The 19,482-nt window shown below is 64.5% G+C and carries 13 protein-coding genes; 8 read left to right on the top strand and 5 right to left on the bottom strand.

Annotation, left to right across the window (positions count from 1 at the left end):
- The first annotated feature begins 15 nt into the window (after positions 1 to 15).
- A complete protein-coding gene (locus BLS51_RS09030) occupies positions 16 to 2,241 on the top strand; it encodes an ATP-binding protein (protein ID WP_090181418.1) in 2,226 nt (741 codons plus the stop codon).
- A gap of 8 nt (positions 2,242 to 2,249) precedes the next feature.
- Positions 2,250 to 2,705 carry a response regulator gene (locus BLS51_RS09025; RefSeq protein ID WP_090181421.1) on the top strand — a complete coding sequence of 152 codons (456 nt, stop codon included), beginning with the start codon at positions 2,250 to 2,252 and terminating at the stop codon, positions 2,703 to 2,705.
- On the opposite strand, the gene BLS51_RS09020 is transcribed toward BLS51_RS09025, so the two are convergent.
- Positions 2,692 to 4,314 (bottom strand): response regulator, encoded by a 1,623-nt coding sequence (locus BLS51_RS09020; protein ID WP_090181424.1) that lies wholly within the window; start codon positions 4,312 to 4,314, stop codon positions 2,692 to 2,694. The genes BLS51_RS09025 and BLS51_RS09020 overlap by 14 nt on opposite strands.
- A 124-nt stretch (positions 4,315 to 4,438) precedes the next feature.
- On the opposite strand from BLS51_RS09020, the gene BLS51_RS09015 reads away from it, so the two are divergent.
- Complete coding sequence (locus BLS51_RS09015) at positions 4,439 to 5,017, top strand: biliverdin-producing heme oxygenase (RefSeq protein ID WP_090181426.1); 579 nt, start codon at positions 4,439 to 4,441, stop codon at positions 5,015 to 5,017.
- Here BLS51_RS09015 and BLS51_RS09010 read toward each other — a convergent pair.
- Both BLS51_RS09010 and BLS51_RS09005 read right to left on the bottom strand, forming a co-directional pair.
- Positions 4,980 to 6,101 (bottom strand): branched-chain amino acid ABC transporter substrate-binding protein, encoded by a 1,122-nt coding sequence (locus BLS51_RS09010; protein ID WP_090181429.1) that lies wholly within the window; start codon positions 6,099 to 6,101, stop codon positions 4,980 to 4,982. The genes BLS51_RS09015 and BLS51_RS09010 overlap by 38 nt on opposite strands.
- Before the next feature lie 142 nt (positions 6,102 to 6,243).
- Positions 6,244 to 8,460, bottom strand: a complete 2,217-nt coding sequence (locus BLS51_RS09005) for a hypothetical protein (protein WP_139168674.1) — start codon at positions 8,458 to 8,460, stop codon at positions 6,244 to 6,246.
- 181 nt (positions 8,461 to 8,641) lie between these two features.
- On the opposite strand from BLS51_RS09005, the gene BLS51_RS09000 reads away from it, so the two are divergent.
- From BLS51_RS09000 to BLS51_RS08980, 5 genes are all read left to right on the top strand, one after another.
- Positions 8,642 to 8,995 (top strand): hypothetical protein, encoded by a 354-nt coding sequence (locus BLS51_RS09000; protein WP_090181434.1) that lies wholly within the window; start codon positions 8,642 to 8,644, stop codon positions 8,993 to 8,995.
- A gap of 84 nt (positions 8,996 to 9,079) precedes the next feature.
- Entirely contained in the window at positions 9,080 to 11,500 is a 2,421-nt protein-coding gene (locus BLS51_RS08995; protein ID WP_090181436.1) for a catalase, read from the top strand.
- 82 nt (positions 11,501 to 11,582) lie between these two features.
- A complete protein-coding gene (locus BLS51_RS08990) occupies positions 11,583 to 13,205 on the top strand; it encodes an MFS transporter (RefSeq protein WP_090181440.1) in 1,623 nt (540 codons plus the stop codon).
- Between the two features lie 3 nt (positions 13,206 to 13,208).
- Positions 13,209 to 14,534, top strand: a complete 1,326-nt coding sequence (locus BLS51_RS08985) for an HlyD family secretion protein (protein WP_090181442.1) — start codon at positions 13,209 to 13,211, stop codon at positions 14,532 to 14,534.
- Positions 14,531 to 15,931 (top strand): efflux transporter outer membrane subunit, encoded by a 1,401-nt coding sequence (locus tag BLS51_RS08980; RefSeq protein ID WP_090181444.1) that lies wholly within the window; start codon positions 14,531 to 14,533, stop codon positions 15,929 to 15,931. Before BLS51_RS08985 ends, BLS51_RS08980 begins: the two co-directional genes overlap by 4 nt.
- Here the strand turns inward: BLS51_RS08980 and BLS51_RS08975 are convergent.
- Together BLS51_RS08975 and BLS51_RS08970 are read right to left on the bottom strand one after the other, a co-directional pair.
- A complete protein-coding gene (locus BLS51_RS08975; RefSeq protein ID WP_090181446.1) occupies positions 15,921 to 16,382 on the bottom strand; it encodes an AraC family transcriptional regulator in 462 nt (153 codons plus the stop codon). The genes BLS51_RS08980 and BLS51_RS08975 overlap by 11 nt on opposite strands.
- Entirely contained in the window at positions 16,354 to 19,476 is a 3,123-nt protein-coding gene (locus BLS51_RS08970; protein ID WP_090181448.1) for an efflux RND transporter permease subunit, read from the bottom strand. Before BLS51_RS08970 ends, BLS51_RS08975 begins: the two co-directional genes overlap by 29 nt.
- Positions 19,477 to 19,482: the final 6 nt, after the last annotated feature.

The following is a 19,482-nucleotide window of genomic DNA, read 5'->3' as shown; positions in this document are numbered from 1 at the left end:
TCTTCCGTCCCCGCCATGCCCCAGGACAGCACCGCCATCGATATCGCCAGCTGCGAGCGCGAACCCATACGCACGCCTGGCGCGGCGCAGCCGCATGGCTTTTTGCTGGCGCTGGCCGGTGGCGCGCAGCCGCAGGTGGTGCAAGTCAGCGACAACCTGGCGCAGTTCACCGGCCTGATGCCGGAAGCGGCGCTGCAACGCCCGCTGGCAGACATCATCGGCGCAGCTGGTGCGGCGGTGCTGGCGCAGCTGCTGGTGGACGGCGAGCTGCGTGAGCGTCCGGCTTACCTGACCACTCTCAGCGTGGGCGACACGGCATTCGACGTGCTGGCGCATGCGTGGGATGGCTTGCAGATCCTGGAGTTCGAGCCGGCGCGCGACGATCACGGCGCCGAGTTGCAGCGCTTGTATCCACTGGTCGGCGACTTCCTCAACAAGATCAATGATGCCGACAGCATTGAAGCATTGTGCGCGCTGGCCGCCGCCGACATCCGCGCACTGACCGGCTTTGGCCGGGTGCTGGTCTACAGCTTCGACGAAGACGGCCACGGCAATGTGCTGGCCGAATCGCTGGCCGATGGTTACGACAGCTATGTCGGCCAGCGCTTCCCCGCCAGCGATATCCCGCGCCAGGCGCGCGAACTGTATATCGCCAACCGCGTGCGCATCATCCAGGACGCCAACTACACGCCGTCCCTGCTGACGCCAGCGAGCAACCCGCTCAGCGGCAAGGCCAGCGACCTGTCGTTTGCCGCGCTGCGCAGCGTCTCGCCGGTACACCTGCAATACATGCGCAATATGGGCACGCTGGCGTCGATGTCGGTGTCGCTGGTGGTCAAGGGCAAGCTGTGGGGACTGATCTCCTGCCACCATGCGGAGCCGCGCATGCTCAGCTTCCACCAGCGCACCGTGTGCGAGCAACTGGGGCAGATTCTGGCGCTGCACATCAAGAATCGCGGCGATGCAGATGAGCTGCAATTCCGCCTGGAGGTGCGGCGTTCGATGGTGCGCATCCTCGGTGGCCTGACGCAGGGCGCCGACTTTATCGAAAACCTGCGCAGCGTGCTGCCCGAACTGCTGCACTTCGCCCGCGCCGGCGGCGTCGCCATCGTCATCGACGACAGGCTGACCACCTTTGGCGACACTCCGTCCGATGAACAGATCCGCGCACTGTCCGACTGGCTGGGCGCCAACGTCCACGAGGAGGTGTTCCACAGCGGCCACCTGTCGGCACAGTATCCGCCGGCACTGGAATTCACCGACAGCGCCAGCGGCCTGCTGGCGATGCAGATCTCGCGCATCCACCAGCACTACCTGCTGTGGTTCCGTCCCGAACACGTCTACCACATCGACTGGGCCGGCCGGCCGGATGGCAAGGAACTGCGCGCCGGCCAGCTGACGCCGCGCACCAGCTTCCAGCTGTGGCGCGAAACCATACATGGCAGCAGCACGCCGTGGCGCGAAGGCGAGGTGGAACTGGCGGTGGAGTTCCGCACCGCGCTGCTGGGCATCGCACTGGAACGCGCCGAGCAGATGGCCGATCTGGCCGAGGAACTGGGCCGCGCCAACAAGGAGCTGGAGGCGTTCTCGTATTCGGTGTCGCACGACTTGCGCGCGCCGTTGCGCCACATCGTCGGCTTCTCCGACCTGCTGATGGAAACCGCCGGCACTGACAGCCCGGAGCGGCGCCAGCGCTTCCTCGCCAACATCAAGGATGCGGCCCGCCTGGCCGGCAAGCTGGTTGACGATCTATTGAGTTTTTCGCAGATGGGCCGCGCCGCGCTGCGGCCGATCCGCGTGCGCATGGACGACCTGGTGCAGGGCTGCATCGACAAGCTGGCGCCGGACCTGCCGCAGCACCGCATCGACTGGCAGGTCGGGCCGCTGCCGGAGATCATCGCCGATCCCGCCTTCCTGCAGCTGGCCTTGTATAATCTGTTGTCGAACGCGGTCAAGTTCACGGCAGGGAGCAATCCGGCGGTGATACGCATCAGCAGCGAACAGCTGCCGGGCGAGACGGCGTTTCACATTGCCGACAATGGTGTCGGTTTCAACATGGAATATGCCCATAAGCTGTTTGGCGTATTCCAGCGCCTGCACCGCATGGAAGATTTCCAGGGCACGGGCATTGGTCTTGCCAATGTGCGCCGCATCATCGAGCGCCATGGCGGCCGTGTCTGGGCCACTTCCGTGCCGGGGGAGGGCGCAACGTTTTCGTTCGCTTTGCCGCATCATGATTGAGAGTACCCATGTTAAAGCCCATACTGCTGGTAGAAGATAATCCCAACGATCTGGAACTGACCCTGATCGCGCTGGAGCGCAGCCAGTTGGCCAATGAAGTAATCATCGTGCGCGACGGCGCCGAGGCGCTGGACTACCTGCATGCGCGCGGCGCGTATGCCACGCGCGAGCAAGGCAATCCGGCGGTGGTGCTGCTCGACCTGAAACTGCCGAAAGTCGACGGCCTGGAAGTGCTGGCCGAGATCCGCGCCTCAGCCACGCTGAAAAGCATGCCGGTGGTGATGCTGACCTCGTCCAGGGAAGAACAGGACCTGGTGCGCAGCTATGAGCTGGGCGTCAATGCCTATGTGGTCAAGCCGGTGGACTTCGCCGAATTCGTGCGTGCCATCGCCGACCTGGGCATCTTCTGGGCGGTGCTGAATGAACCGCCGCCAGGTTCGCATCGCTACATCAAGCCGCAGTAATCGACGGCGTGTTCCGCCGCAGCAGGTGGCGGATGCGCGCGCTCAGCACCTCGGCGGTATAAGGCTTGTGTAGCAGGTGCACATTCGGCGGCAGCTTGCCATCGTGCGCCAGCACGCCTTCGGCGTAGCCTGAGGTGAACAGCACCTGCGCCGTGGGCTGCTTGCGCTGCACCAGCTCACTGAGTTCCAGGCTGCTGACTTTGCCGGGCATGATGACGTCGGTGAACAGCAGGTCGATATGGACGCCATCCTCAATCAGTTGCGCCGCCTGTTCGGCGTCGGCGCTGCTCAATACCTTATAGCCCAGCGCGGCCAGCAGGTCGACGGTGGCGACGCGTACTTCCTCTTCATCTTCCACCACCAGGATGGTTTCCACGCCGCCGCTCAGCGGTTGCACCGGTACAGGCATCAGTACCTGTGGCGTGCCCTCGCTGCGGCGCAGGCAGATCTGCACGCAGGTACCTTTGCCGACCGTGCTTTGCAGCGCGATCTCGCCGCCGGACTGCTTGACGAAGCCATAGGCCATGCTTAATCCAAGGCCGGTACCCTGGCCGGTTGGCTTGGTGGTGAAGAATGGTTCAAAGGCACGCAGGCGTACCTCCTCCGGCATGCCTTCGCCGGTGTCGGCAATGTCGATCAAGACGTAGTCGGCGCTGCTTTCACCATGGTTGTCCGGCAGCGGCGAGCCGGCCGGCAGGTTGCGTGCGCGGATGGTCAGCGTGCCTTCGCCATTCATGGCATCGCGCGCGTTGATGGCCAGGTTGAGGATGACGTTGTTGAACTGGCCGATATCCACCTCGGTGTTCCACAACTGCGGCGCGATGTCGGTGATGACCACCGCGCGCGGTCCCAGCACGCGGCGCAGCATGTCGTCCATATTCGCCAGCACCGGTTCCAGCGCCACCACCGCGTTTTGCAGCGGCTGGCGGCGCGCGAACGCCAGCAGGTGCTGCGCCAGACGCGCGCCGCGTTCGACGCCGCCGAGTGCATTGTCGATCCGCGCCATGCCTTGCGGGTTGACGCCGCCGATCATCTTCACCAGTTGCAGGTTGCCGCCGATGATCTGCAGCACGTTGTTGAAATCGTGCGCCACACCGCCGGTCAGCTGGCCGATGGCTTCCATCTTCTGCGACTGCTGCAGCGCCGCCTGGCTGGCGCGCAGTTCTTCCTCGCGCTGGCGCAGTTCGAGGAAGGCGGCGTCGCGCTCGCAGCGCGCCCGGTAGGCCGCGCTGTGGTAGCGGATGCGTGCTTCCAGTTCGCGCGCGTCCGGCCATTTCACCAGGTAGTCATTGGCGCCCAATGCGAAGGCGCGCGCCTTGATGTCGGCGTCGTCCTCGGACGAGAGCAGGATGATGGGCACATGCTCGGTCTCCGGCGTGGCGCGCAGCATGCGGATCACGTCGAAGCCATCGGCGCCGGGCATGCGCAGGTCGACCAGCACCACCGTGGCCTCGGTTTCACGGCACAGCGTGGGCGCGTGCTCGGCGCGCTTGTCGTAGCGCAGGCGGATGCCGTCCTGACGTGACAGGTGGTAGCCGATCAGGTCTTCAGCCATGGCTTCGTCGTCAATCAGCAGGACCGAGCAGGGTGGGGCGGTAATATTGTTCATAGGCAGCAGATAATGAGTACGGAAATTCTACCCGAGCATGGGAATCGGCGAATGTGCTGTTGCGTACCGTGCGCATAAAGCGCGTGTGTACAATCATCAAATCATGTTGAGTTAGGGGAACAAGTTGGATGTATTGACCGCCTTGCGGGCCGCTACTGCGGCGCGCCACGCCGCGCTGGATACACGCACGCCACTGGCGGCCGAGGCGCCCGATTTGCGCGCCTACCGCGATCATTTGTCTTTGCTGGAGGCGTGGCTGGCGCCGCTGCAACCGGTGCTGGCTGATGCGCAAGCCGGCCTGCCGGCGCGCGATTACCTGTCGCTGATCCGTGCCGACCTGGCGCATCCGGCGCTGGCCGGCTTGCCGGCGTTGCCCGTATTGCAGCCGGCGTCGTTGACGCAGCTGGACGATGCAGCGTATCGCTGGGGCGTGGCGTATGTGGTCGAGGGATCGCAACTGGGCGGCGCGGTGCTATACAAGCGCCTGGCGGAGCGGCTGGCGCCGCATCCGCTGGCTTATCTGCGCGGCGAGGGTGCGCCGGGCCCGCGTTGGCAACAGTTCCTGGCCGCGCTACGTGCCGCCGTGGTGACAGAACGCCAGATTGAGCAGGCTTGCCGGGGCGCCCAGCAAGCCTTCGACAGCCTGATCGGCCTGGTCGACAGCCTTAATAGCTCGTCAGCGCAAGCGGCTGGCCGGCCTTGAAGGTGAAGATGGTCACTGGCGACTGCTTCATATCGCCCTTGGCATCAAACGCGTAGGTGCCGGCCACGCCCTGGTAGGCACCGGCGCTGATGACTTGCTGCACTTTTTGTGCATCGGTCGAATTCGCCTTTTGCATCGCCTGGGCGTACATCATGGTGGCGTCGTAGTAGGCGGCCGCGTAGACGTCGGCATCCTGCTTGAAGCGGGCCTTGAACTTGGCCTTGAAGGCCGGGCCTGCCGTGGCTTTTTCCAGGATGGCGCCGCCTTGCGAGCACAGCACGTTGTCGCCGACGGCATCGCCGCCCAGCTTGCCCATTTCGGCGGTGCAGATGGTATCGCCGCCCAGCAGCTTGGCGGTGATGCCCAGCTGTTTCATCTGGCGCGCCATCGGTGCGGCTTGTGGTGCATAGCCACCGAAGAAGATCGCTTCGACCTTTTTGGTTTTCAGCTTGGTCAGGATGGCGGTGAAGTCGAACGCCTTGTCATTGGTGAACTCGTGGCCGACCACATTCATGCCGGCGGCCTTGGCTGATTTCTTGAATTCTTCCGCCACACCCTGGCCGAAGGCGGTGCGATCGTCAATCACGGCCACGGTCTTGAATTTCAGTTCCTTGGCGGCGTACAGCGCCATTTTCGAGCCCAGCTGGCTATCGCTGGCGTTGACGCGGTACAGGCCCTTGTAGCCTTGCTGGGTCAGCTTTGGATTGGTGGCGACGGTGGCGATCAGTGCGCCGGCGTCGTTGTAAGCGCGCGATGCGGGAATCGCCACGCCCGAGTTGTACGGGCCGACCACGAAGTGCACGCCTTTGTCGATCAGTTTCTGGGCGGCTGCCATGCCGGCTTTCGGATCGCCCTGGTCGTCTTCCGACAGCAATTCGAACTTGATTTTTTTACCAGCCACGGTGATCGGCTTGGCATTCAGCTCTTCTACCGCCAGGCGGGCGCCGCTTTCATTGTCTTTGCCCGAGAAGGCCTGGGAGCCGGACAACGGTCCGCTATGGCCGATTTTGACGACGGAGTCCTGGGCGTGGGCGCCAAAGGCTGCCATCAGTGCCAGTGCGGCGGCGGTGTGCTGCAATTTCATGCGATCTCCTGAGTGACTATAGTTGTGTGATTATTCCCGAAAACACAGAATATTATCGTGTGAGTTGGGGCTGTAAACCATAGCCAATCAGAATTTAATTTGGTGCGGCCGCCCCACGATGGGGCGGCGCCAGTCGGCGGCATCAAGGGGCGTTGCCGATGCCGCGCGCAGGTGTTGTTGCATTGACAGCGCCGACACGTGGAATGGCGGCCTGTGCTGCTTGTGCCGCGCGACCGCTGGTACCGGCTACATTGTTGATGTTGTAGGCGGCGATGGCGGCTGCCAGCGCCGGGTTGCTGCGCAGGTCGGACGGGGCATTGGCGGCAGCCTGGGCGGCTGCGGCTTGTGCGGCATTGACCTGTTCGGCATTGGCCTGGGCGGCCGCCTGTGCAGCTGCTGCCTGCTGGGCGGCGTTGGATGCAGCGGTGGCTTGTTGTGCTGCATCAGCGGCAGCGGCGTTGGCTGCTGCCAGGCTGGTCGCGGTTTGCTGCGCGGCGGCCGCCTGTTGCGCAGCGACGCTGGCCGCCGTGGCGGCGGCATCGGCGGTGCCAGCGTTGTTCTGGGCGGCGCGCGCCTGGGCGACGGCGGCATTGGCAGCGGCGTTCTGCGCAGCCATGGCGTCCGCCGCATTTTGCGCCGCTTGAGCCTGTACCGAGGCCGCCTGTGCCGCAGCGTTGGCGATCGCCACCTGGGCGGTGGCATTTTCCGTGGCTTGTGCCTGCTGCGCCTGCGTGGCGTTGGCAGGCAGCGTGACGCTTTGCGCGGCGTTCTGTGCTGCGACTGCCTGCTGCTGCGCCAGCTGTGCGGCCGAGTTGGCGCTGTTCACTGTGGTGGTGGCTTGTTGGCGCGCGGTCTGGGCCTGGGCGGTGGCTTGCGCTTGTTCGGCAGCGCTCTGTGTCGCAGCTTCTTCTGCTTGCGCCTGTTCAGCAGCCTGCGCTTCATTAGCCGCCTGCGTCTGATTCGCGGCCTGCGTTTGGTCAGCCTGAGCTTGGTTTGCTGCTTGCACTTGGGCTGCCGTCTGTGCGGTGGCCTGTGCGTTGGCAGTCTGTTGCGCGGATTGCGTGCCGCTGAGCTGTTGCTGCGCTTCTCGGGCGTCGGCAGCCTGTTGCGCGCGCTCGGCAGCGGCCTGGTTCAGGGCTTGCGTTTGCAGCAGCGAAGAAACGCCGGCGGCTTGCGCCTGCTGGAAGTTCTGCTGCTGGATGGCGGCTTGCTGAAGCTGCGTTTGTTGCGCGGCCTGCGCCTGTTCGAGCTGCGTCTGGCGATCCAGCGCGGCCTGTGTTTGCTGCGTCTGCGTCAGATTGGCTTGCTGCGTGGCGCCCTGCAAGAGCTGGGCGCGTTGCGCATCGGCCGCCTGGTCGGCTTGCGCCAGCTGTGCCGCTTGCAATTGATCGCTCTGTGCTTGCAGCTGCTGCGCGTTGGTCTGCTGTGCGGCCTGGGCCTGTTGCGCAGCGGTCTGATTGGCTTGCAGCTGCTGCGCATTGGCCTGCTGCGCGTCTTGCGCCTGCTGGGCTGCCAGTTGTTGTTGGTTGACGATAGGTGACGGCGTCTCCGGTTGCTGAGTGTTGGTGGCTTGTTCCAGCTGCGCGCGCTGCGCCGCGAGGCGGTCGGCGGCGGTTTCCGGCAGCGGATTCTGCGACAGGTTATCGATCGCCGCGCGCGCCAGGTCCAGCCGAGCGTTGGCCGCCAGGTCGGCCGGCGTCAGCGCCGGCTGCTGGAACGCACTCAGCGTCTGGAATGGATTGCTGTTCAAGCCCGGAATCTGTGAACTGCCCGATGCGCTCAGCCGCTCGGCAAACTGCGTCGCCTGATCACGGAAATTGCCTAAAGTATTCTGCAACGTCTGCGTGGTTTGCTGATCGTCGACATTCAGCGCCGCCCGCAGTAACTCCGGCTCCAGCGACAGCCCGCCAGTCAGATCCGACAGCAACGGCGGTTGCAAGGTCAGCCCCAGCCGCGCCAGATTCTGCGCCTGCGTATTCGCCCCATCATTGGGCTGCTGGTTCAGGTTGTTGACCAGATTATTCAGCAGCGAAGCCTCCAGCGGCTGACCCTGATCGAAATCCACGGTTGGCAGCAGATTAAACGCGTTGACCACATTCTGCACCGCCGAGTTCACCGTATCCGACCGCTGCGCCTGCGTCCCTTGCGCCTGAGCAATCTGCTGCTGTGCATTGGTTACTGACAGCAGGAAACTCGCTACCGGCGACAAATCTACCTGCACAGAGGCCGCAGGCGGCGCATCCAGCGCCGAGCCCACCGCATTCACGGTAGCGCTATTAACTGCCGCCGCCTCCGCAGCGCGATTAACCGGTTGCAATTCCGTCGTCGACGACGGTGTCAGGGATGAGATAGGGAACATGCCGCTCTCCAGAAATAGTCTATGCGTCACTCATAGCATGCGCCGCAGAGACGGCCGCGTCCGTGTGTCACTTCACATAAGCGGGCTTTTTCGCGACCGTGCGCTTCCGCACGGTCAGCCGTGGCCGAAGCGCTTATCGTGACAGTTCCTGCACCGCAAACCCAAACGAGAGGATCGCATCATGGAAAACAGCATCGACAGCAAAATCAACAACACCCGCGACGGCGTCACCCAAATCGGCAAGGACCTGCGCGCTGACGCGCACGCCACGATCGACAAAGTCGCTGAAAAAATTCCGCCAGCGACCGAGCGCCTGGCAGCCCAAGCCCACACCGGCGTCGACAAAGTAGCCGACACCGCAGAAAGCACCTCCGAGCGCTTGGCCGCGCGCGGCAAGCAAGCGGTGGAAACCTACAAAAACCTCACCGAATCGAGCCGCAGCCACGTCAGCGCCAATCCGCTGATCTCGGTGCTGGTGGCGGCTGCCGCAGGCTACGGTATCTCCAAGCTGCTGGGCTCGCGCAGCAGCAAATAAATCTGTTTCGCCCGGCCGGTATCGCAGCCGGGACGACCGGCAGTGTCCCGTACCGGGCTCCGTTCGTCTCTTTAGAGGATATCCATGGCAAACAGCAAGCAATCGCCGGCCTCCGTCATGGGGGCCGGTTCTGTACTCAGCACCGTCTCCGGACCATCGACGGCCTCCACCCCGGACACCCTGGGCGGCGCCAGCCCGCATGAGCAAACCCTGATCGACAAAGTCGCCGGCGGCCAGCAAACCGCAGCCGGCATGCCATTCAACGCCAACAAGGAAGGCGAGCATGGCGACGCCGCACGCACGCCGCAGCCAGGCAAGACCTGCCCGCTGCCGCATCCCGTCGCCAGCGCCAGCACTGCTGCTGAAACCAACGCCTCGCCGAAAGTCGGCAGCGGCGTACCGCCGCTGGGCGTGTGCCCGGCCGGCCATCTGGACCGCGTGCGCGCCGACGGCAGCGATCAGCGCCTGACCACCAACCAGGGCGTGCCTGTTGCGGACAACCAGAATTCGTTGAAAGTCGGCCTGCGCGGGCCGACCGCGATGGAAGACTTCATCCTGCGCGAAAAGCTCACGCACTTCGACCATGAGCGCATTCCTGAACGCGTGGTGCACGCGCGTGGTTCGGCCGCACACGGCTATTTCGAAGCTTATGAAGACCTGAGCGCGATCACCCGCGCCGCGCCGTTTGCCGCCGCCGGCAAGCGCACGCCGGTGTTTGTGCGCTTCTCCACCGTCGCCGGCGAGCGCGGCTCGGCCGATACCGTGCGCGATGTGCGCGGCTTCGCCGTCAAGTTCTACACCGACGAAGGCAACTGGGACCTGGTCGGCAACAATATGCCGGTATTCTTCATCCAGGATGCGATGAAGTTCCCGGACCTGGTGCACGCCGTGAAGCCGGAGCCGCATCACGCCATGCCACAGGCATCCAGCGCGCACGACACCTTCTGGGACTTCGTCTCGCTGATGCCGGAATCGACCCACATGCTGATGTGGCAGATGTCCGACCGCGCCATCCCGCGCAGCTACCGCACCATGCAGGGCTTCGGCGTGCATACCTTCCGCCTGGTGAATGCGCAGGGCGAGTCGGTGTTCGTCAAATTCCATTGGAACCCCGTCGGTGGCACGCACTCGCTGGTGTGGGATGAAGCAGCCAAGATTGTCGGCGCCGATCCGGACTTCCATCGCCGCGATTTGTGGGAAGCGATTGAAGCCGGCGCCTATCCCGAGTGGGAACTGGGCCTGCAGATCTTCACCGAAGAACAGGCCGACGAATTCCCGTTCGACGTGCTTGATCCGACCAAGATCGTGCCGGAAGAACTGATCCCGCTGCGCATCGTCGGCAAGATGACGCTGAACCGCAACCCGGACAACTTCTTCGCCGAGACCGAGCAGGTGGCGTTCTGCACCGCGCACATTGTGCCGGGCATCGACTTCACCAACGACCCGCTGCTGCAAGGCCGTATCCACTCCTACCTGGATACGCAGATCAGCCGTCTCGGCGGGCCGAACTTCCACGAGATCCCGGTCAACGCGCCGCTGGCGCCGGTGCACAACAACCAGCGCGACGGCATGCATCGCCAGGCCGTGCATCGCGGCCGCGTATCGTATGAGCCGAATTCGCTGGGTGGCGGCTGCCCGTTCCAGGCTGGCATGGCCGGCTTCACCACCGCCTTCCGCCAGCAAGCGCAGCCACCGGAAGACAAGGTGCGCGGCAAGCCGGAGCTGTTTGCCGAACACTACGCGCAGGCGCGCCTGTTCTGGATCAGCCAGAGCCCGGCCGAGCAGGCGCACATCGTCAACGCTTTCCGCTTCGAGCTGACGCGGGTGCAGACGCCGGCGGTACGCGAACGGCTGCTGTCGATGCTGGCGAATGTCGATCCTATCCTGGTCGAAGGCGTGGCGCAGGGCCTGGGCGTGGAAGTGCCGGCTCCGATGCCGCTGGCGCTGGATGTGCCGGCGCCGCATTACCAGCCTTCGTCGGCGCTGTCGCTGCTGTCGCGTCCCGGCGCCATCGGGCCGAAGACGCGCAAGGTCGCCATCCTGGCCGGCCATGGTGTCGAGGCGGACAGCCTGAAAGCCATCTATGCCGACCTGCTGGCCGCCGGCGCCGCGCCGCGTGTGGTGGCGCCGCAACTGGGGCAACTGGTGGCCGCCGACCGCAGCCGCCTGGATGTCGAGATCTCCATCGACGCCGGACCGGGCGTGCTGTACGACGCAGTGGTGATTGCCGATGGCGCAGCCAGCGTCAAGATGCTGGTGGAGGATGCCGATGCGCGCGAGTTCGTGCGTCATCAATACCGCCATTGCAAACCGATACTGGCGGTAGGCGCCGGCAAGGAGCTGCTGCTGGCGGTGGGCATTCCTGCGACCCGGCCGGACGGCTCGCCTGACCTGGCGCTGTGGACGGTGGAGGCCAGCGCGCTGGCTGGTACGCTGGCCACGTTCAAGCAGGCGCTGGGCGACCATCGCAACTTCCAGCGGGAAAACGACGCCTTGCCGGTGTAAGAGCTCCTATCACCATCGAAGTATGCAACGATGGCGAGCATAGTGATATGCTCGCCATAATGCATTTTAGGACCTTTGACGCATGGACGTTTACGCCCCTCAAGCCTGGCAACCGCACGAGCGTCCCACCTTGCCTGGATCGCCGTCCAATCCGCATCACTCTTTTCCGAAACGGATCGCGTTCCTGGTGGTCGGCTTCATCGTCGCCATCACCGGTGGCCTGGGGAATGCGCTGGTGTCGGTCAACCTGCTGTACGCACAGGGATCGCTGGGTGTCTACCTGACCGAGATCCAGTGGCTGCCGGCCGCCTATGTGATGACCAATGTGACGATGAACCTGTTGCTGGTGAAGTTCCGCCAGCAGTACGGGCTGCGGCTGTTCACCGAGTTGTTCCTAGTGCTGTATGCGCTGGTCACGGTGGCGCACTTGTTCGTACACGGCCTGGGTTCAGCCATCGCGGTGCGGGCGGCACACGGCATGAGCGGCGCGGCGCTGACCACACTGGGCCTGTACTACACGCTGCAGGCATTCCCTGCGCAGCACCGGCTGAAAGGCGCGGTGCTGGGCATCGGCTTTTCGCAACTGGCGATTCCGATGGCGCGGCTGTTCTCGTCGGACCTGATGGAGATCGGCGAGTGGCGCGGCCTGTACTTCTTTGAACTCGGCCTGGCGCTGGTGTCGCTGGCCTGCGTGCTGTGGCTTAAGCTGCCGCCGGGCGACCGCATCAAGGTGTTCGAGAAAATGGACTTCCTCACTTTCGGGCTGTTCGCACCGGGCGTGGCGCTGCTGTCGGCGGTGCTGGCGCTGGGCCGCACCGTATGGTGGCTGGAAGCGCCGTGGGTCGGCTATGCGCTGGCCGGTTCGATCGTGCTGATCGCCGCCGCGTTGGCGGTGGAGCATAACCGCGCGCGGCCGCTGATCAATACGCGCTGGCTATCGAACGCCAATATGGCGCGGCTGGCGCTGTCGGTGCTGCTGATCCGCGTGGTGCAGTCGGAGGCCAGCGGCACGGTGGGTTTCATGCAGGCGCTGGGCTTGAACAATGATCAGATGATGCTGTTGTGGTGGATCGTGATGTTCGGCGCAGTGGCTGGTATGGTGATCAGCGCGCTGACGATCACGCCGGCGCGCGGCACGGCGCAGCTACTGTTTTCGCTGGCGGTGATGGCCATCGGCGCCTTCATGGATTCGCATGCCAGCAATCTGACGCGGCCGCATGAGCTGTATCTGAGCCAGTTCCTGCTGGCGTTTGGCGGTGCGATGTTTGTCGGCCCGACCTTCATTTCCGGATTTGGTGCGGTGATCGCCGCGCCGAATAACCTGATCAGCTTCTCGGTGATGTTCAGCATCACGCAGACGCTGGGCAGTTTGCTGGGCACCGCGCTGACCGGCACCTTCCAGGTGTGGCGCGAGAAGTACCACTCCAGCATTCTGGTCGAGCATCTGACGCTGCTCGATCCGCAGGTGGCGGCGCGCATCCAGTCCGGCGGCCTGGCGTCGCTCAGCGGCGCGGCCACGCGTGAGGCCAATATCCTTGCGTATAACGATCTGTTCTTCGCCATCACCGTGCTGGCGCTGGTGACGATGGCGTGGCTGCTGGCACGCTGGCTGTGGACCGAGTGTGTGGTGTGTCAGGGTAAAGCCGGGCCGAATGCGCAGACGGGTATCGCCAATGTCTCTCTTAATAATTCTGGATCTCGCTAAAACATGGATAACAATACGCCAGACAACGCATCCTCTTCAGACAGCCGTGTCGCGGCAGTCGCCGCTGCGGCAGCGGCGGCCGCAGTCGCCGCATCGGCGCCCGCAGCGCCGGTGCCGGACCGGCGGGCACAGATCATTTCGTCGATTATCTTCGCACTGGTGGCGCTGATCGGCGTGCTGATTGTGCTGTACGCGTGGCGGCTGCCGCCGTTCAGCAGCGCCATCGTCTCCACCGAGAATGCGCTGGTGCGTGGACAGGTGACGCTGATCGGCACGCAATTGCCTGGCTATGTGGTGGAGGTGAGGGTGCAGGACTTCCAGTACGTGAAACAGGGCGAGTTGCTGGCGCTGATCGATGACCGTATTTATCAGCAGCGTTATGAACAGGCGCAGGCGCAAGTGGCGGCGCAGAAGGCGGCGCTGGAGAACTGGGCGCAGTCCCATCGGTCGGCGCAGGCGGGCGTGCTGCTGAACGAAGCTACGCTGGCCAATGCGCAGGCGCAGGCGGCCAAGTCGCTGGCGGACCTGAAGCGCGTGGACGCGCTGGCGGCGGATGGCTCATTGTCGCAGCGCGAGCAGGATGCAACCAGGGCGGCGCGCACGCAGACGGTGGCGGCGGTCGAGCAGGCGCGCGCAAACCTGGAGATTTCGAAACAGCAGGTACGCACGGTGACCGTCAACAAGCTGTCGCTGGAGGCGGCGGTGGCGAATGCGGAAGCGGCGCTGAAGGCGGCCAGGGTGGATCTGGATAACACGCGCATCACGGCGCCGGAGGATGGTCAGCTGGGGCAGGTAACGGTGCGCAAGGGCGCCTATGTGAACACTGGCGCGCAGTTGATGGGATTGGTGCCGAAGCAGTTGTGGGTGATCGCCAATCTGAAAGAGACGCAGATGAACCATGTGCAGGTGGGACAGCCGGCGACCTTCAAGGTCGATGCACTGGACGGCGCCAAGCTGACTGGCGTGGTGGAGCAGATTTCGCCTGCCACCGGCTCGGAGTTCAGTGTGCTGCCGGCGGATAATGCGACTGGCAATTTCGTCAAGATCGCGCAGCGTATTCCGGTGCGCATCCGCATCGACCAGGGCCAGGCCAACGCGCGTCGCCTGGCGCCGGGCATGTCAGTCATCGTCAGCATCGATACCTCGGTGAAGGTGCGCGAAACCAGCCACACCAACGCCCCGACCGCCGGAGCAACCGCCGTCGCGCCAACGTCACCCACTGCCGCATCGGCCGCTCGCACCATCGCGCCACCGGTGCCTGTTGCCGCACCGGCCGCTCGCGCCGCTGCGCCGGCTTCCGCACCGGTCGCCATCGGGGCCAAGCCATGAGCAGCGGCGTCGTATCTGGACGCGCGACGGCTGGCGCTGTGGCGGCGGCTCTGCTGCTGGCCGGCTGCGCTGCGACCGTCGCACCGCCACCGGCATCGACTGTTCAGGTGCCGACTGCCTGGCGCACTGCCGTTGAAGGGCAGGGCAGCGGCCCGGTGGCGCAGCAGTGGTGGCAAAGCTTCGGCGATCCCGCGCTGACCGCGCTGGTCAACAAAGCATTGCAAAACAACGGCGACCTGCGCGTCGCCCGCGCCCGCGTTGCCCAGTACCGCGCGCAGATCGGCGTGGCCGAAGCGGGCCAGAAACCCACGGTCAGCGTCGACAGCGCACCCTCGCGCGCGCGCCAGCTGGCCTACACCGGCGCCCCGTACGTGACCAACATCTACCAGGCCGAATTCCAGGCCAGCTACGAGATCGACGTGTGGGGCCGCCTGGCCGCGCTGACCGACGCCGCCACCGCCAGCTACCAGGCGGAACAAGCCAACGCCGATGCTGCTGCACTGTCCATCGCCGCCACAGTCGCCTCGGGCTATCTCAACCTGCGCGGCCTCGACGCCCAACTGGCGCTGACCGAAGCCACGCTCAAGCTGCGTGAAGAATCCGCCCGGCTGGCGCAGCGGCAGTTCGAAGTGGGCTACAGCTCCCGCCTCGAATGGCTGCAGGCGCAAGCTGAATACCAGACAACCGCCGAACAGGTGCCGCAACTGAAACGCCAGATATTCGAACAGGAAAACGCGCTATCGATCCTCACCGGTGGCAATCCTGGCCCGATCGCGCGCGGCACCGAACTCGCGGACCTGCAAGCGCCGGCAGTGCCGGAAGGCCTGCCCTCCGAACTGCTGCGCCGTCGTCCCGACATCGCCCGCGCCGAATACAACCTGGTCGCCATCAACGCCAACCTGCAAGCCACGCGCGACCAGTTGCTGCCTTCGTTCAAGCTGACGGCAACCGGTGGCATACAAAACCTGAAATGGCACGACTTCGTCAACGCCCCGACAGCGTTGTGGCGCCTGAGCGGCATCGTTGCCGCACCAGTATTTGAAGGAGGCCGCGTGCAAAGCCAGACCGACGCGCTGGCGGCGCAGCGCGACCAGACCATCTTCGCTTACGAGAGCGCTGTACGCAGCGCGTTTTCGGAAACCGAGAATGGCCTTGGCGCCATCGTGCGGCTGAGAGAGCAGGCGATCCAGAACGACGCGCGCCGCGCCACCGCAGCCGAAACGCTGCGCATCGCGCACAACCGCTATCGCAATGGTTACGCCTCGTATCTGGAAGAACTGGACGCCCAACGCACACTGTACAGCGCGGACGTCGGGCGCCTGCAATTGAAGACGCGCATCCTGGTCGCCTCGGTCGACCTGTATCGCGTCATGGGTGGTGGCTGGACTAGGCCTTGACCGGAATGCAGAGCTCTGCGGTGAAGATCCCGGTAGCGGGATCCATCGCATAGTCGGCAGGGTAGCGCTCGAAGCACAAGCCTTCGTCGACCTTGCCTTCGGCCGACAACTGGCCAAAGAACGCACCCCAAGCCTTGGGCACATCGCCGGCAGTCCCTTTGAATGGCGCCACTGCATAGCGGCCCGCCGGCAGGTGGGTTTCCTTTGCCGGCGGCTTGAGCACGTAGTCCGGCGCGATCTCGACGCAGGCATCGTAGCGGCATTCCGATGGCGGCGTGCTGGCCGGATCATCCTGCGCCACGCCATAGGTCACCTTGCCGGTCAGGCCAAAAGCCTGCTGCCATGGCGTGAACACTTCCTTCCAGAACTCGCCCAGCGCAGGCCCGAACGGGCCTTTGTAACGCAGGTAGGCCACACGGACTTCAGGCAGTTCTTTTATCTCGTAGTGCATGCGTGTCTCCTTGTTCCACCGGTTGGCGGCGCAGCTTGCGCATCATGCGCTTCAGCCAGTGTTCAAAGTCGTCGACATAGGTGAACACCGCCGGCACCACCAACAAGCTCAATAGCGTTGAGGTAATCAGGCCGCCAATCACGGTGATCGCCATCGGTGAACGGAAGCTCGGGTCGGCGCCCCAGCCCAGGGCCAGCGGCATCATGCCCGCGCCCATCGCGATGGTGGTCATCAGGATCGGACGGCTACGTTTGTGGCAGGCATCGACCAGCGCTTCGAAACGCCCCATGCCCGCCTGGCGCGCCAGAATAGCATAATCAACCAGCAGGATTGAGTTCTTGGTGACGATCCCCATCAGCATGATCAGGCCGATCATCGACGGCATCGACAGCGCGCTGTTGGTAATCAGCAGCGCTACAAACGCGCCGCCAATCGACAGCGGCAGCGCTGCCAGAATCGTCGCTGGCTGCATGAAGTCCTTGAATAGCAGCACCAGCACGCAGTAGATGCACAGCACGCCGATCAGCATGGCGATGCCGAAGCTGGCGAACAGCGCGGCCATCTCCTGCGTGTCGCCCAGTTCCGCAATCTTCACCGATGGCGGCAGGTTTTTCAGCGAGGGCAGCGCGCGTGCTTCGGCGTTGACTTCACCCAGCGTGCGCTTGCCCAGTTCCACCTCCAGCGTAACGTTGCGGCTACGGTTCAAGCGATTGATCTGTGCCGGACCGCTTTCCATCGTGATGTCGGCCACGGTGGCCAGCAGTACCGGGCCGTTCTTGCCTGGCACGGTGAGGCGGCCGATGGCGTCCAGGTCAGCGCGGACGGCGTCCGGCAGCTTGACGCGGATCGGCACCTGGCGCTCCGGCAGATTCATCTTGGTCAGGTCGGTGTCGTAGTCGCCAGCGGTTGCCACGCGTACCGTCTGGCCGATCGCGGAGGCCGTGACGCCCAGGTCCGCCGCCTTGGCGAAGTCCGGCTTGACGATGATCTCCGGACGCACCAGCGAAGCGGTCGAGCGTACGTTGCCGACGCCTTGCAGCGTGCGCAGTTCGCGTTCGGCTTTCTGCGCCGCTTCCTTCAGTGCTACCGGATCTTCGCTGCGTAACACCAGCTGCATCTTGACGCCGTTGTCCGGCGGGCCGACCTTGAAGCGGGCGCCGGCGATGGCGTCCAGCTTGTGACGGATTTCCGATTCCAGGTCGGCCATCGATTCCTTGCGGTCGGTGCGGTGCACAGTGGTCAGCGTCAGCACGGCGCTGCGCGCTTCGGCTGCGGCGCCGGGTGCAAAGGCATCGCCACTGGAACCGCCGCCGATGGAACTGAACACCGATGTGATGCCCTTGACTTCCATCGCCGCCTTGCGTGCCTGCTCGGCGATGACGCTGGTTTCAGCCAGCGTGGAACCTGGCGGCAGTTCGAGGTTGATCTGCGTTTGCGCGCGGTCGGCGGCCGGTACGAAGCCGGTCGGCAGCAGGCCGGTGAGCATGATGGAGCTGATGAAGAAGGCGCCAGCCGCCAGCGCGGTCACCAGGCGATGGCGCAGGCACCATTTCATCACCCGCATGTAGCGCGACATCAGCCAGCCGTCCTGCTCTTCGCGGTGAATCGCGGGCTTGAGCAGGTAGGCGGCCATCATCGGCGTCAGCAGGCGTGCCACCACCAGCGAAGCCAGCACCGCGATCACGGCGGTCCAGCCGAACTGCTTGAAGAACAAGCCGGGGATACCGCTCATGAAGGCGGTCGGCAGGAACACGGCCACCAGCGCGAAAGTGGTGGCGATGACCGCCATGCCGATTTCGTCGGCCGCTTCCAGCGCCGCTTCCATCGGCGTTTTGCCCATTCTTAGGTGGCGCTCGATGTTTTCGATTTCAACGATGGCGTCATCCACCAGCACGCCAACCACCAGGGCCAGCGACAGCAGCGTTACGGTGTTCAGCGTATAGCCGAACAGGTAGATGCCGAGGAAGGCCGGCAGCACCGACAGCGGCAGCGCGGCGGCGGCCACCAGGGTGGCGCGCCAGTCGCGCAGGAACCACCACACCACCAGCACGGCGAGGATGGCGCCTTCATACAGCAGCTCCATTGAACCTTCAAAGTTTTCTTCGACCGGATGGGCGTTGTCGATTACCTGTTTCAGATCCACGCGCGGATTGGCTTTTTGCAGTTCGGCGACCGCATCGCGCGCACCCTTGGCGACGGCGGTTTCGCTGGCGCCCTTGGTGCGGAAGATTTCGAAGCCGATCACCGGTACGCCGTCCTGTAGTGCCACGGCGCGTGGTTCGGATACGGTATCGGTCACGGTCGCTACCTGATCGAGGCGCACGTGACGGCCGTCCAGCAGCGGCAGATCCATGGCTGCCAGTTCGGCGGCCGTCTGCACGGTGGCGATGGTGCGCACCGATTGCTCGGCGCCGCTGACATCACCGCGTCCGCCCGGCGCTTCCTTTTGCACCAGGCGCAGTTGGCGCGACACGTCCAGCGCGGAGACACGCAAGGCGGCCATGCGCGCTTCGTCCAGCTCCACGCGGATTTCGCGATACACGCCGCCGACACGCTTGACCGCGCCGACGCCGGGCACCGCCAGCAGGCGCTTGGCAACGGTGTTGTCGACGAACCAGCTGATTTCCTGGCTATCCAGCTTTTCGCCCGGCGCCTGCGAGGCGGCAGCAGTGAAGGTCAGCACCACGCGGCCAGCGGTGGAAGCCTTGGTGACGCTTGGGTCGCGCAGCTCGGCCGGCATGTCGGCCTTGACGCGGGCCACGGCGTCGCGCACATCGTTCACCGCGTCGGAGATGTTCTTCTCCAGGATGAATTCGACAGTGGTGGTGGAGACGCCATCGAGCACGGTGGTGTAGATGTTCTTCACACCTTGCAGCGTAGCGACCGAGTCTTCGATCTTGCGCGAGACTTCGGTTTCCAGCTGCGCCGGCGCGCTGCCGTCCAGCGTGGCGGTGACGGTCACGATCGGCAGTTCGATGTCCGGAAAGTCCTGCACCGGATTGGCCTTGTAGGCCATGAAGCCCGCCAGCGACAGCAATACAAACAGCATGATCGCCGGGATCGGGTTCCTGATAGAGAGGGCGGAGAAATTCATGGACTG

Origin of the sequence: Duganella sp. OV510 (genome assembly GCF_900100205.1) — a bacterium.
GTDB lineage: Bacteria > Pseudomonadota > Gammaproteobacteria > Burkholderiales > Burkholderiaceae_D > Rugamonas.
This window is presented reverse-complemented; position numbering and strand designations above follow the sequence as displayed.